Origin of the sequence: Asticcacaulis machinosus (assembly GCF_028550435.1) — a bacterium.
Classification (GTDB): domain Bacteria; phylum Pseudomonadota; class Alphaproteobacteria; order Caulobacterales; family Caulobacteraceae; genus Asticcacaulis; species Asticcacaulis machinosus.
In genome coordinates, this window is the sequence record NZ_JAQQKV010000001.1 from 933,916 (window position 1) to 947,262 (window position 13,347).

Here is a 13,347-nt window from a genome sequence, read left to right on the forward strand (position 1 = left end):
AATGTTCCACGCCTTCCCAAGGCGGCGGGGTGCGATCTCAACGGAGACCTTGGGGGTTTTAAGCCCCTGCCCCGCCAACCGGCTGAAACTCCTTAAACACGACCGCCTCGACGCCCAGCCAGTCATTGATCTGCAGAAACTTCGATTGCAGGGGCTTGATTTCGTTCTCGAAGAACACGTCGCGGGCTTTGCCGATATCGCCAAAGCCGCCCGAATTGGCTGGAACGATCCCCAGCAACTGAGGCGGCACACGGTGCGCGGCCAGTACATCGTCGCGGGTCGTGTTTTTGATGCCAAGGAACTCGTCTTTTGCCGCCGCCTCGCTCATGGGGACTATCTGCACTCCGTCCTTTTTACCGTTCGGCACATGCAGGAATAGATTTTTGAAGTTCCCCACACCCTTGGCCTTGCGGATTTGTTCACGGATGGCATCCACGTCTTTGACGGCAAGAGTCGATTCCGACAGATAGAAAACGAAACCGGCATGGGCGCCATTGAGGTAATACCGGCGACGAAACAGGGTCGCGGCCTCATTGAGCAACAGGCTTTGCAGCGCGCCCAGATATTCCGGCAGGCCGTAAATCTCCTGTGACAGATCATATTCCATGATTTGCAGGATCGAGCCCTTGGCAAACTCATGGGCCTGAAACCGGTTATTGACGTAATAGAACTGATCGGCCTCGACACCCCGGCGGGTATACATGGCCATTGAGCGCTTAAGCGCCATCGGCCTGCCCATCATGTTATCGACGCGCTCGACATAGCAGTTTGCCACCGCCAGATAGTCCAAAGCCAATTGCTCAAAATCAGCCCGCGACAGCAGATTGGTCGGAATAAAGCTTTCGGCCAGAAGGTTCTTTTTAAGGACGATAGCCGACCGATGATGCGATCCGGCGTTCATGACCCGTGCCAGTGACTTTAGGCTGATCGGCGGCTCATACCATTTGCCATTGCGCCAGCACTCGATATGCTCGAGCAATTCACGACGATCCAGAACGCTTTCGGCCTCGCCAAACGTGAAGGCTTCCACCTTCCCCTTTGAGCGCGTGGCGGGTGTTTTAGTCGCAGGGGCGGCATCGGTCATTAGAAAAACTCCACGGTTGCGGTAGGGGTGACGCCGTCTGTGGCGTTCATCGGTTCACAGGAAAGGGCGTTTAAAAGCGCCCAAGCGATATCGCCATGTCCGGTTTCCGCCGACCGGCGCGACACATAGGTCACGTCCCGGCCACTGGCGGTAATTTGAGGATGGATTGAAGCCAGCGCGGCATAGAGATCTATCCAGCCCGCGTCGAATTCCAGACGGCCATTGCGCATGACGTTCTGGGCCTTAAGCACCATCTGGCCTTTGGATTGCGACGAATACTGAACCGACCTGGCGGTCGGGAACCACTGTTTAACGATCTGATAGACGCCCTCACCCACGCCCTGCGTGTCGATGGCGATCTCAGTCACGTTGTATTTTCGGCAGTATTTTTTAATTTCGGCGGCTTGTTCCTCGAAATCCTTGCCTATCAGGCGCACTCGCTCCAGCACACGGAACTTGCCCTTAGAATTACGCGGCGCGGCCAAAACCACCAAGCCCGCCGGATCGCCCACATTGCCCTTGTTCGGATCATAACCGATCCAGCACTCACCGGCATAAGGCCGTAAGGCATAGGGCTCATAGTCATCCCACACCTCATAGCTGTCGACCATGCACGGCCTGACCAGCGAGAGCGGGAAGCACGATTCACTGTCGTCAATGAACTCGCATAAAAACAGGTTGGCGAATTCCGCGACTGAGTAGTCGATCATCAACTCGTCAAGATCGACCAGGTCGAAGCCGCCCGCGATGGCGTCATGAACCGATATGATCTGACGCCAGATACCGTCCGGGCCTAAATGACCATCTTTCAGCACATTATGGCTGACATCTATCTTAACCCGCTTATCTTTGGCGCGGCGGCGGTTGAACCGCTCACCCGTCCACATATGATAGGCCTGATGGGCGATGGTCGAAGGCGTCGAAAACAACGTCCGGCGATACCGCTTGTGGGTCGCCATAGCCGATGCGACCTTAAAGATTTCGTCAAAGCCGTAAATCCAGAAGGTTTCATCGATATAGACATCGCCGTGATAGCCTTGGGCGGTACGGTAATTGGTGCCAAGGAAGTAGAGCGTAAACGGCTCTAACATGTTGCCTTCGGCATCCGTTCGCTCAATCACCATAGGATCGCCGGTCAGCTTTATGCCGGTCGCGGCCCTGACAAACTCAACGATGTATTGCCTGAAGATATTGGCCTGCGCTCGACTAGCCGATATGAATATCTGATTATTGCCGGTCTCAAGACCACGGATAAAGGCCTCACGTGCAAAGTAATAGGTTGCCCCGATCTGACGTGATTTCAGTATAAAGCGGGTACGATAAGACGAACTATCACGCCAGCCTTCCTGATACTGGAACAGGCCTTCAGAGAACGCTTCTATCAACTTGGCGGCGCTTTCGGCGTCGATCAGATTTTTGTCCGGTGCCTTTTTTGGCCCCTTGTTCCGGTTCTCGACCTTCGGATTAAGATCGCCCTCGTGCCCGCCCGGTTCCTGATATCGCTGCACCCGCGCAAATCGCTCGAACTGGCGGCCTATAAGGTCGATTTCCTTGAAATCAGAACCTGTCTTCTTCTCCTTCATGATCAAGGTATTGTAGCGGGTCAACACGCAGTCTTCGGCCTTGCGGATCGCCGGAGCGTCATCCCATTTGTCCCGGTTTTTCCAAGAGGAAACCGAGCTGGGATTGAGGTTCAGTTCTTCGGCAATCTCGCTGACACCCCAGCCACGCCAATAGAGGCTACGCGCCATTCGGCGCGCATCATAAGGGATATAGGAGGGGTCGATACAGGTCATAACGGACAGTTATGCCCGCCATAGGAAGCCTCGCGATTACTCAGTTTTGTTATGTGCGCCTATTACAAAAGCGGGTCGTTGCCTTCAAACACCTGTCCGCGCCTCTTTGGCCCCAAACGTATTTTTACGCCCCGTTTGTCCCAAGGAGCCGCCAGCTATGGCCAAATCGAAGTTTCACCGTGTAGCCACCGAGGGCGCGACCGCCGATGGTCGCAAGATCGAGCGCAAAGACATCGAAGACATGGCCGCGACCTATAATCGCCAGACCTATGCTTCTCGCGTCAACATGGAACATTTTCGTGGCCTGACAGCGGACGGGCCTTTTAAAGCCTATGGCGATGTGCTGGCCCTCAAAACTGAAGAGATCGAAGTTGAAGTCGGCGGCAAAAAAGAAAAGCGGCTGGCCTTGCTGGCACAGATTGACCCGACCGAAGAATTGATCGCATTCAACAAAAAGCGTCAGAAGCTTTACACCTCTATCGAAATTAACCCGAATTTCGCCCAATCGGGCAAGGCTTACCTGCAGGGCCTTGCCGTCACAGACAGCCCCGCCTCTCTGGCAACGGAGATGTTGGAGTTTGCGGCTAGTGCCCCCGTCAATCCGTTTGCTATGCGCAAAGTCGAAGCGGGCAACCTCATCACCGCCGCCGAAGAATTCAAACTGGAACTGGAAGACGAAGCGGCTGGTGAATCTAGCGAAGTCATTTCAGCGTTTTCGGCCATGAAGGCGTTTTTCACCGGTCTGGCCACGCCCGCAAAGACCGAGCCATCGCCACCGGTCGTGACACCATCCGCCGATGCCCCAGATTTTTCCAAGTTCTCAGCGACCATTGCCGAAGGCTTTGCCAAGATCGGCACAGTGCTCGAAGCCACCGCCAAGGCTAACGATGATCGGTTCACCAAACTGACCGGCGATCTGGCGGCGCTTCAAACCAAGCTGGAAACCACCCCGGCCACCACCTTCACCCAACGCCCCGTTTCCCCCGGCGGCGATAACCGCCCGCGCGCCGACTGTTAGCCCGCGCCCCCTTCGCCCAGCCACTTAATCGGAGCCTCCCCTCAAAATGCGCAACAAAACCCGCCAACTGTTTACCGCCTTCGTTTCCCAGATCGCCCTAATCAATGGCGTGGCCTCTGCCGAGACGAAATTCAATGTCGATCCGACCATCCAGCAAAAGTTGGTCGATAAGCAGCAAGAGTCGGTTGACTTCCTTAAGCTGATCAACATCGAAGTTGTGAAAGAGCAATCGGCCCAAATCGTCGGGCTAGGTGTCAGTCGCCGGATTGCCTCGCGCACTAATACCGCCGGTGGCACTAAGCGCTCTACTAAGTCCGTCCACGCTATGGATGGGCGTGAGTATCTGTGTAAGCAAACCAATTTCGACACCCACCTGAAATATGCCGAAGTTGACCGCTGGGCTAAATTCGATGATTTTGAGGTGCGTATCTCAAACCACATCGCCCATGCTCAGGGCCTTGACCGCATATGCATCGGCTTTAATGGCACCTCCGCCGCTGCAACGACTGATCTTGTTGCCAATCCGCAGCTTCAGGACGTCAACATCGGCTGGCTCCAAAAGCTTCGCGTCGAAGCCCCGGCGCAGGTGCTGGATAAAGCTCCGGCGGGCGGCACCAAGGTCTATTTCGGCACCCATGCCAGCAACGTCTATAAGAATCTCGACGCCATTGTTATGGATGCGGTTGAGGAACTCCTGCCATCTTGGGCGGCGGACGACACTGGCCTCGTCGCCATTGTCGGTCGTGACCTCCTGCATGACAAGTATCTGCCGAAGGTCAACCAGCCGCTGGCCCCGACTGAGGAAAATGCGCTTAAGTTGATCATGGCTGAAAAGCGCCTGGGCGGCTTGCCTGCCTACCGCGCGCCATTTTTCCCGGCCGGAAAAATCCTGATCACGAAGTTTTCCAACCTGTCGATCTATGAGCAGGAAGACACCCGACGCCGCAACATCAAGGACAATCCCGAACTCGACCAGGTAGATGATTTCCAGTCGGTCAACGAAGCCTATGTCATCGAAGACCTTGATTATGCCTGCCTGATCGAAAACATCGAAGAGCGCAACGCCGCTTAACCCGTTCCTCCCTGCAACTGAGGGGGATCGGCGCGTCCGCTCCCCCCTTTTTTTTAGGTGCTTAATGACCAGTCCCGCCCGCGCCCACCGCATTGCTGTCCTTGCCGGAGCCGCTATCCTCGCCGCCGGATCTATCGGGCGGGCCGCAGACCGTCCGCAAGAAGGCAAGGAAGCCACTGAGTATGAATTGCTCCGCGCCAAGTTCGGCGTGCACCGTGCCCAGCTTAAGCAGATCGAATCCACCGAAGATAAGATCGCCAAAAAACGCGAAATGCTGCCGGAATATGACGACTATATTTACGGTGTCCTCAGCGCTGCAGAAGACTCAGGCCTTGCCCTGCAGGATGAAATCTTCGCTAATCTGATGGTCTGGCAACTCGATGTGGGCAATTTCTCATCGGCCTTCACGATGGCCGAACATATCCTTGAACACAATATTGATCTGCCCACACGGTTCAAATCTTCCCCGGCGACGTTCCTGATCGATACCGTGTCAACCGCCGCCATCAAGGCCTATACCCTGAGCGACGAATTCCCCGTCGAACATCTGCAACGGGCCTCCGCCCTGACCTTTACCCATGATGTGTTTGATCAGGCCCGCGCCAACCTTCATAAGGCTATCGGCCTGTTGCTCATGCGCGAAGCTGACCGGCTGATGGACAATAAGGAAGCCTCGGTCAGCGCCCCATCCGCCGCGCGCCGCGAAGCTTTGAAGCATCTGCGTCGTGCCTATGAACTGAATACCAATTGCGGTGTCAAAAAGGAGATTGGTGTCCTCACCCGTCTCCTGAAGAAAGAGCCAGTGGAGCCGGAGACCAACGGTGAAACGGACGCCCCGGCTGATACTTCCGACACCTAAAGACCGCCCCCCGGCGCTCGGGGGCGGTGATGGTCTCAGACGGCATAAACACCGGCCTGACACCTGATCCCCACCCCCGAAACTATCTCAACCGCAGAGGCTACATGTCCGGTTTTATAGCATCCCCGCCCGAACCCGCCTCCGCCCCCGGATCAAAAGTTACAGGCGGGGCGTTCTGGCCGGATATCGACCTCAATAACTTCCGCGACACCATGCGGATCGGCGGCTCTACTATCCCCGATCCCCGCCTGATCAAGGCCATCGAAGCGGCTATCATTACCGTCACTGCTGACCTGCGCGAATGGCGGCTCGACAAACTGTCCGAGGGTCACCCCTCGCTGGCTGCCGTCAGCGACGAAGAGATCAATGGCGAAAAGGCGCTTGTGGTTATCTGGAAACGGGCCGTTATGTCTTTCGCCACCGCTGACCTGATGGAAACGCACCGCGACGTGAGCGCCACCAATGAAGGTGCGAAGCGGGCCGAAGAACAGTTGCCGACCGCGGCTGATCATCGCCGCAACGGCGTCCATGCCATCCGCGATATCTTGGGCGTTAGCCGCACGACTGTGGAACTGATCTAATGGCTGACGCCACAACAATGACAGCGACGGCGCTGCAAGGCGAAACGCTCGACGCACTGGTCTGGCGCGTGGCGCGTGGCAGGGCCGAAATGGTCGAGAAAGTCCTTTTGATGAACTATGGACTGTCGGATATCGGCACCATTCTGCCTGAAGGCCACGCCGTCATATTGCCGGTCGTAAAGGCCGAGTCCGTCCCCGTCTACGATATCGTTCAGCTTTGGAATTGATTCATGCTCTGGCAAGTCATTCGCGACAACGGAAAGACAGTTTACCGCGTCAATAAAATTACAGGTAAACGCTCAATTTATCAAAAGCCGGGTGGTCATCAGCCGATTGACAAAGGGTGGCTGATTACGGGGGAATTTAGACATGGATAAAACGACCGCCGTGCGTGACTTTATCGAAGGCAGTGTTCCAGAGCTAAAGCGCAACCCCGACCGGCTGCGCATCTTCATCCGTACCGGCAGCGTCGCACTGCGCTATTCCAATGATCATCACGGCTACCAGTATAATTACGTTCTGAACATAGAGGTGCGCGATTTCGGCGGTCATCCGGATCAGGTATTTCTGCCTCTGGCGCTGTGGCTGCGCCGGTATCAGCCCGACCTCCTGCTAAACCATGATCGGGCAAATCGGGCGATTTCGTACCAGGCTGACTTTCTCGACAACAAATCCGTCGATCTCGATATCACGATTGACCTGACGGAATCGGTCGATGTCACGCCCTTTGAGGATGGCTTCAAGATCACGCACCGCGATGACGCACTCGACAATGACGCGGCCAATGTGGCCCTGAAAAAAATCTATGATCAGGACGGCAAGTTCATCGCCGGTTATCCGTCCATGTACTTCCTGACAGGCGTGGGTGGCGACCATCTGCTCGGTACCGATGGCGCGGCCCTGAAAGAGATCAATCTCTATGAGTGAACTAAGGGCGCTTGAGGAGCTGGAGGCTATCGTTTCCGGCCTCTTGCGCGATCTGTCATCACCTGGTCGCCGCCAGCTCATGCGCAAGGTGGCACGTGATGTGCGCAAATCTCAGTCTGACCGCATTAAGGCGCAGAAAAACCCGGATGGCTCGGCCTTTGAAGCCCGTCGCCCTAAGCCTAAGCCGTCGATGGGGAATTATGCCGTTCACTTCCTCTATCCGTCCGGCGGTTCTGGCCCTCCGCGCGCGGTGCTTATGAAATCGTGGATGCGCGATGGCCAGATGCTCACCGGCTATGACATCGAAGCCGGTGGCATCCGCTCATTTTTCTGGGATAAAATCATCAAGTGGCTGGGCGTCTCACCGGACGACCAGAACAAGAGCGGCGGTAAAATCCGCAACCGGCCCAGCCTTAAAGAAAAGGCTATGTTCCGTAAGCTCCGGTCGCCCAGATTCTTGAAATCTGGCGCCAATGAGCGCGAAGCATGGATCGGCTTTGTGGGCGATGTCGCGCGCCTGGCATCGGTGCACCAGCATGGACTTTCGGAAGAGCCGGCGAAAGGTCAGAAGGCCGTAAACTATGCCATGCGCCAGCTTCTGGGGCTGTCGATCGAGGATCGCGAGGATCTGCTCGATAGCGTCTTAAAGCATCTGGCAGACTGATCAGGGCCGTTCAAACAGGCGCAGCCACGGCGGGACATGAAGCCCCGCCATAACTAACCACATTCCCCACATGCTGACCCAGATATTCGCCCCGCCGCAGAGCGCGAAATCTGGCGTCAGATAGTTGATGGCCGCCAGCGCAAGGCACACCGGAGTGGCCGATAATTTTAAGGCCTGAATTATGGTGCTGATCATCCCAGCGTTACCCCGTGGCGTTCGGCCATATATATCTCGGCTCCGAAGTGGTTCGCATTGCGGGCAGTGTCATTGGAGATCATGATCTCGCCAATTTCACCATTAAACGCGCTGTTCCATGACCAATCCCAAATAGAGCCGATGACAAAGCGGTTGGCATTGGTGCCAAGCGTCGGCACGTTGACATCAGCGGCGGTAACGACCTGCGCGCCGTTAACCCAGACATCTGCCGTGGTGCCTGAAACGACGATGGTGACGATGTCCCACGCATCCTGATCAAAGACATTGACCGGGCTGATGGCTGACTTGGTCGTGCCTCCGCCCGCCTTGCGTACAACCGACAATCCATTATTGGCGTTCATCAGGTGCGTGCTGAAATAATCGCCATTGCTGCTCATGCACCATGCGAGCAGCGTTCCGCTTGAGCCGCCCGCGCCTCGTCTAACGGCCATAACAACAGAATAGCCGTTATCGTCGCCGGTTGCTGCATTGATGATCGAAGACGCTGTTGATGTCAGACGCTCAGTCGCGGAGGCCGTAAATTTGACGGCTTTCTTGCCGTTGATGCTGTCAATGACGTAGCTCGGATAGTTTCCGGCCTCACTCAGGTGGTTGTTGTTGCCCGATTTATCGCGCCATAGCCTGACGCGATCCGCTCCGGCAACCGCCGCCGTGGTGCCGCCGGTATTGCTAAAGATCGTGGTATTGTCCTGCGCATCGTACCAAGCGACCTTTGTCCAGTCGGCTGGGGCCCATGCCACACCGGCAACCGGCTCGGTGACATCAGCATAAATAGCGGTCGCCCCGCCATCAGCATTATGGGCCGTGACACGCGGGCGGACGATTTTGCCATAGTCGGCCTGCACAAGGGTGTAGGTGGCACCATTGGCCCCCTCAATCGGAGCGTTGCCCCGATACCACTGGATCGAATAGCCTGTCGGGCTATTTGACCAGACGCCGTTTGACGCGGTTCGCGTCGCCCCGACAGTATTGCTACCGGTGACCCCCGGCAGGGTGGTGTTTACCGGCGCAGCGGGTGGCGAAATCAGCCCGGCGCGGTAGGCATTAAGCTGGAACCCGATGGCATCGGTCTGGATACCGGCCCGTCCACGATAGAGCCCTACCCGCCCCGCCGCAGTCACGGTACCGTCGCTACGGGTGAGGAACTCTTCTCCGTCGATGGTAACGGTGATGTTGCTGCCGTTGATCGATCCTCTGAAACGCTTGCTGGTTTTCGCATCCCAGATGAAGGTTTTCTCGATCAGGTAGTTCCAAGTCCCGGCACTCATGCGGAAAATTTTAATCTTTTTAAACTCTTCCTCGTGGGCGATAGTTATCAGGTACCCCGTCATGGCGGTCTCATTGAACCGCAGCATGATCCCTTCCGAGCCTTGTTGATGGGACAGATAGTCGATATCGAGTTCGACATAATGGTTGGCGCTCGACGGCACCCCGGAAGCCAGATAATAGCCGCCGGTCGTATGTGGATGGATCAGCTTGCCCACAGCGGTGATAACTGATGGATTGGTGGTCGAATCCGGGCTTGCCGGGTGGGCAATCCACCCCGCCCCGCGCTCGCCGGTATGGGCCAGTAGGGTGGTGCCTGCAGCATCCGTAAAGCTATCGGACACGAACACCTGCCGGAGGGTGACCGAAATTGCCGCCGTCGAGACGTTACCATAAAGGTCTTTGCCTTTGAGGGTAACATTGTAGCTGTTGTTGCCGTCGGCATCTTGCGGCGCAAAGGCTGATTTGACGCCGCCCGCCCAATCGAGTTGCCGCTGATCGGTAACCGTGAACATGGCAGCATCCGTGCCCCCATCGACTGTCCAGAAGATCGGTGCTTTGTTGGCCCGCAGCGGTAGCGCCAGGGGTCGAAGTTCCGGCTCGATCAAATTGGAAAGCTGCAGCACGGGCGGGTTAGTATCCGCCACCAACTGACGACCGGGGATATATTCCGGCAGCACTGACAGTTGCGGCTTCACGTTCGGGTTCACAGTGTTTGTTGCTAAAAATGACCCAGAAAAGCCGGTTAACGTAACATCGACGGGAAACTGGAAATAGTGACCGTTGTAGCGCTCAACGTCTGGGAACCAGAGGCGTGACTTCCAAGTGCCGTTATCGTTAAAGCATCCATTGCGCAGAACAAGCGCTTCGCCGGTCAGGGTCGGCCCGGTGCGTGCGCCACGGATGGACAGCCCGACGCCACCGGTATCTAAGCCTTGGTGGTCAGGGTATCGCCGGTCGCCAACACAGTCCCTGATGACGCCGAATATAGCGATCTGGCCCGTAATACCCCCGGCCTGCACCGTCAGATCAATGCCGTTGGTGGTTAGGCCATCCCCCAGCACAAAATAAGGGGTATCGCCCGGTGCAACGGCTGGGTAGGATGATCCCAGCTTACGGCCATAGGGCTCAAGCGGATAGGGCTGGGGCAGGTCTGCCCGCGTAATGTTCGCCCAGGTACGCGCAATAACGGCCTTAGGATCAGTCCCACTGATAACCCACGGCCCCATCACATCTTTTTGGTGGTGGGTGGCCGCGTTCATATAAAGGCCGTCCCATTTGTTCAGGAAATGGGTGTCCACATTGTCAAACAGGCCGTCGATCCAGAAACCATCATAATTTAGAGCGCCGCCGCCGATATCTTGGAAGCCGACACTGAAATTTTTGATCTTATAGTTGACGAACATGAACCGCCAACTGACCGTACCGATGACACCACCCACGCCGCCTTTGGTGTCGTTAACCCACAGGAAGTCATAGAAATAATAGCTGTTTGAATAGTTGTGCAGATGGAACGGATTACTGACGTTGACGCAGTGGAAGCCCCGCGCGACCATCGGGATCGCGTCTTGGCGCTCAGGCCCCCGGTGGGCGACGAAGAAGCCAACCTTTGCGTTCCACCCGCCATTGTCATGCCAGTCCGGGATCTGGGCGGTTCTCAAGCCATAGGTGTTATCGTCTCGGTACTGGTTTCCGGCGTCGCCGCCCTGACTGATCGGGTCGAACAGCCTAAGGGAGGTGTCTATGGGCGTGCGCAGTGCGATCAACGCCGCATTGTGATATTCAATTTGCTGATGGTAAATCCAGCCGTAGTTACAGGATGAAAATTTGTTGCCCTGACATAAGACTTGCCGCGCCTGACACTCGTAAGCATTGCCGACATGGCCGTTATGGTTGGTATAAAACTCCGACCGGTCGCCCCACCCAATTGGGTAGCCGTCACCCCGCGCCCAACATACAAGGTTGTTCAGCCATTGGCCGATTTCATTGCCGAGTTCGGTGACGATACCTGCGCCGCGTACATTAAAGACGAGGCATTCTTCAATGGCCGCGCGGCTGGCATGATGGGTGATACCCCAGCCCGGTATCGGCACTTCACCGGCCGGTGCCCATGCCACACAGCCGAGCATAACCACTTGCCTGCGGCCCAGATATGCCCCCGTCCAGTGGATATGCAGGGCATAGCGCCCCCGCACATTGACCGGATCGGTAACGCTTACTGTCTGAGCGGCAGTCGTATAAATCAGCCGCCCGTCCGGCGTCGCAAGGCTCGGATCGGTATCGGTACGGCCCATATTCAGCGTTTCGACAAAGCGGATATCCTGATCGTCGCAGTGCATGAACATGGAATGGGCGCGCTTCTGGCGCGGCGTTGTCTCGGCTGACCGCCACCGGATCGAACGCGACAGGTTCGCTACCAACGGCTTAATGACCACGACTTCGCCGTGATCGAGCACATCGGTATAGCGGTTATGGGGATAGGTCAGCGCCGAATCGAACGTCACCGTATTGCCGGAGATATTCGTGATTGTGCGCACTTCATCGTGGCTCAGTTTGAACCCGGCATTATTCTGCCGCACTGCGTCACTGCCTTCATAGGGAAGGTAAGCCTGCGTCGGGCCGGTATACTGAGGGTCGTTTGTGGTCGTACCGGATAGCGTCGTCGCCACGAACAATATCTTGTCGCCAATTTTCCAGTTGGCCGTGGCCACGCCTTCTAAGACAACGGAAGTCGCGCCCACCGCCATATTGCCGTTGCAGGTCAAGCGCGCAGCCTTCGCGGCACCATGAATACGGGTCGGCCCCATCGTGTTGAGGCCAAGTCGCGCCGTCGCGCCGGGGGCTTCGGATTGCCAGAACACGATCTCAGTGCGCGGCTTACCGGCGGTCGTGCTTTCCGGTACCGGGCTTGTGGTATCGCCCATCCAGAAGACGCCGTGACTGATGATCGTATCGACCCACAGCCGGGTATCTTTGGTGATGTCCCATTTCAGAGTGCCGCCGTTACAAACGCACAGGTCTTTGATCTTAACGTCGCTTTCGACATCATAGATGACCTCATAGGTCATCGTCCTGACAATAGCGTTTTCACCGGGAACTGTGCCGGTATTCCACGTTGTGCCGTCTGACCACCTGCCGTTTTTCACGGCGTAGTGGGTGGACGCCCCAAGCGTCGGATGGGTGTTCGGGTCGTTGGCGTCCCTTTGCACGAAGTCATAATACGACTGTGGCACAGGGGCAGCGCGGCCCCCATAAATGGTGTCAATCTCAGGGATGCGCCCCGTGGTTACCGATACTGTGACCGGGGTGCTGTATGGGCTGTTCGACGCATTCGGGTGGGATTTGACAATCGCGCCAACAATTTCACCGGCAGATACCGCCGACGTTCCGCGCAGCAATTTCCAGCCGTTAACCTCATCGCCGCCGACGATAAAACGGCCGTCATTTGGCATGAAGGCCGGCGTCGCTCCCGGCTCGACACCGGTGATATTAAAGATAACCGCGCCTTGCTCTGCCGACAGTATGATCGATGCCGACGTCGGATTAATCGGCCCCAGCAAGTAAATCTCAGGCACTGCCACCTTAGGCGCGGCCCAGATGACATTCTCGTACGTCCAGTCAATATCGCAATTGGCATCTTCGGCCACCTGCAGATACATGGGGGCGGTCGCACCGAAAATCTCCGCCCCGTCGCGCCGCCACTGGATGTCGGCATAGATAACGCCATCAGGTAAGATAGCCTGAAGCGTTTTGCCGACGCCCGGTTGTCCCAGCGTCTTCCCTTGGCCAGCGGCCTTAACGGCTTTTATCTCAGCCGCAACACGTTGAAAACCGGCGATGACGCGCGCGACCAAATCCATAGGA

The 13,347-nt window shown here is 56.6% G+C and carries 11 protein-coding genes; 7 read left to right on the top strand and 4 right to left on the bottom strand.

Going from position 1 to position 13,347, the window contains the following annotated elements:
• Positions 1 to 58 precede the first annotated feature (58 nt).
• Together PQU98_RS04440 and PQU98_RS04445 are read right to left on the bottom strand one after the other, a co-directional pair.
• Positions 59 to 1,084 (bottom strand): phage portal protein, encoded by a 1,026-nt coding sequence (locus PQU98_RS04440; protein WP_272743672.1) that lies wholly within the window; start codon positions 1,082 to 1,084, stop codon positions 59 to 61.
• Positions 1,084 to 2,880, bottom strand: coding sequence for a terminase large subunit domain-containing protein (locus tag PQU98_RS04445; protein ID WP_272743673.1), 1,797 nt, complete (start codon positions 2,878 to 2,880; stop codon positions 1,084 to 1,086). The genes PQU98_RS04440 and PQU98_RS04445 overlap by 1 nt, the downstream gene beginning before the upstream one ends.
• A gap of 157 nt (positions 2,881 to 3,037) precedes the next feature.
• Between PQU98_RS04445 and PQU98_RS04450 the strand changes: the two genes are divergently transcribed.
• From PQU98_RS04450 to PQU98_RS04480, 7 genes are all read left to right on the top strand, one after another.
• Positions 3,038 to 3,898 (top strand): GPO family capsid scaffolding protein, encoded by an 861-nt coding sequence (locus tag PQU98_RS04450; protein ID WP_272743674.1) that lies wholly within the window; start codon positions 3,038 to 3,040, stop codon positions 3,896 to 3,898.
• 46 nt (positions 3,899 to 3,944) lie between these two features.
• Positions 3,945 to 4,970 carry a phage major capsid protein, P2 family gene (locus PQU98_RS04455; RefSeq protein WP_272743675.1) on the top strand — a complete coding sequence of 342 codons (1,026 nt, stop codon included), beginning with the start codon at positions 3,945 to 3,947 and terminating at the stop codon, positions 4,968 to 4,970.
• A 64-nt stretch (positions 4,971 to 5,034) separates the two neighbouring features.
• Positions 5,035 to 5,829 (top strand): phage terminase small subunit, encoded by a 795-nt coding sequence (gene gpM, locus PQU98_RS04460; RefSeq protein ID WP_272743676.1) that lies wholly within the window; start codon positions 5,035 to 5,037, stop codon positions 5,827 to 5,829.
• Between the two features lie 104 nt (positions 5,830 to 5,933).
• The gene (locus tag PQU98_RS04465; RefSeq protein WP_272743677.1) at positions 5,934 to 6,410 is read left to right on the top strand and encodes a head completion/stabilization protein; all 477 of its coding nucleotides are present in this window, start codon (positions 5,934 to 5,936) and stop codon (positions 6,408 to 6,410) included.
• Positions 6,410 to 6,637 carry a tail protein X gene (locus PQU98_RS04470; RefSeq protein WP_272743678.1) on the top strand — a complete coding sequence of 76 codons (228 nt, stop codon included), beginning with the start codon at positions 6,410 to 6,412 and terminating at the stop codon, positions 6,635 to 6,637. Before PQU98_RS04465 ends, PQU98_RS04470 begins: the two co-directional genes overlap by 1 nt.
• Before the next feature lie 142 nt (positions 6,638 to 6,779).
• Positions 6,780 to 7,337 carry a phage tail protein gene (locus tag PQU98_RS04475; protein ID WP_272743679.1) on the top strand — a complete coding sequence of 186 codons (558 nt, stop codon included), beginning with the start codon at positions 6,780 to 6,782 and terminating at the stop codon, positions 7,335 to 7,337.
• Positions 7,330 to 8,001 carry a phage virion morphogenesis protein gene (locus PQU98_RS04480; protein ID WP_272743680.1) on the top strand — a complete coding sequence of 224 codons (672 nt, stop codon included), beginning with the start codon at positions 7,330 to 7,332 and terminating at the stop codon, positions 7,999 to 8,001. Before PQU98_RS04475 ends, PQU98_RS04480 begins: the two co-directional genes overlap by 8 nt.
• Here PQU98_RS04480 and PQU98_RS04485 read toward each other — a convergent pair whose 3' ends face one another.
• Entirely contained in the window at positions 8,002 to 8,196 is a 195-nt protein-coding gene (locus tag PQU98_RS04485) for a hypothetical protein (RefSeq protein WP_272743681.1), read from the bottom strand. It lies immediately after the preceding gene.
• The gene (locus PQU98_RS04490) at positions 8,193 to 13,343 is read right to left on the bottom strand and encodes a LamG-like jellyroll fold domain-containing protein (RefSeq protein WP_272743682.1); all 5,151 of its coding nucleotides are present in this window, start codon (positions 13,341 to 13,343) and stop codon (positions 8,193 to 8,195) included. Before PQU98_RS04490 ends, PQU98_RS04485 begins: the two co-directional genes overlap by 4 nt.
• Positions 13,344 to 13,347: the final 4 nt, after the last annotated feature.

What these genes read in the sequence shown, in the direction of transcription:
- PQU98_RS04485 (WP_272743681.1), bottom strand. Translation starts at nt 8,196, where the DNA reads ATGATCAGCACCATAATTCAGGCCTTAAAATTATCGGCCACTCCGGTG.
- PQU98_RS04465 (WP_272743677.1), top strand. Translation starts at nt 5,934, where the DNA reads ATGTCCGGTTTTATAGCATCCCCGCCCGAACCCGCCTCCGCCCCCGGA.
- PQU98_RS04450 (WP_272743674.1), top strand. Translation starts at nt 3,038, where the DNA reads ATGGCCAAATCGAAGTTTCACCGTGTAGCCACCGAGGGCGCGACCGCC.
- PQU98_RS04470 (WP_272743678.1), top strand. Translation starts at nt 6,410, where the DNA reads ATGGCTGACGCCACAACAATGACAGCGACGGCGCTGCAAGGCGAAACG.
- gpM (WP_272743676.1), top strand. Translation starts at nt 5,035, where the DNA reads ATGACCAGTCCCGCCCGCGCCCACCGCATTGCTGTCCTTGCCGGAGCC.
- PQU98_RS04455 (WP_272743675.1), top strand. Translation starts at nt 3,945, where the DNA reads ATGCGCAACAAAACCCGCCAACTGTTTACCGCCTTCGTTTCCCAGATC.
- PQU98_RS04475 (WP_272743679.1), top strand. Translation starts at nt 6,780, where the DNA reads ATGGATAAAACGACCGCCGTGCGTGACTTTATCGAAGGCAGTGTTCCA.
- PQU98_RS04480 (WP_272743680.1), top strand. Translation starts at nt 7,330, where the DNA reads ATGAGTGAACTAAGGGCGCTTGAGGAGCTGGAGGCTATCGTTTCCGGC.
- PQU98_RS04445 (WP_272743673.1), bottom strand. Translation starts at nt 2,880, where the DNA reads ATGACCTGTATCGACCCCTCCTATATCCCTTATGATGCGCGCCGAATG.
- PQU98_RS04440 (WP_272743672.1), bottom strand. Translation starts at nt 1,084, where the DNA reads ATGACCGATGCCGCCCCTGCGACTAAAACACCCGCCACGCGCTCAAAG.
- PQU98_RS04490 (WP_272743682.1), bottom strand. Translation starts at nt 13,343, where the DNA reads ATGGATTTGGTCGCGCGCGTCATCGCCGGTTTTCAACGTGTTGCGGCT.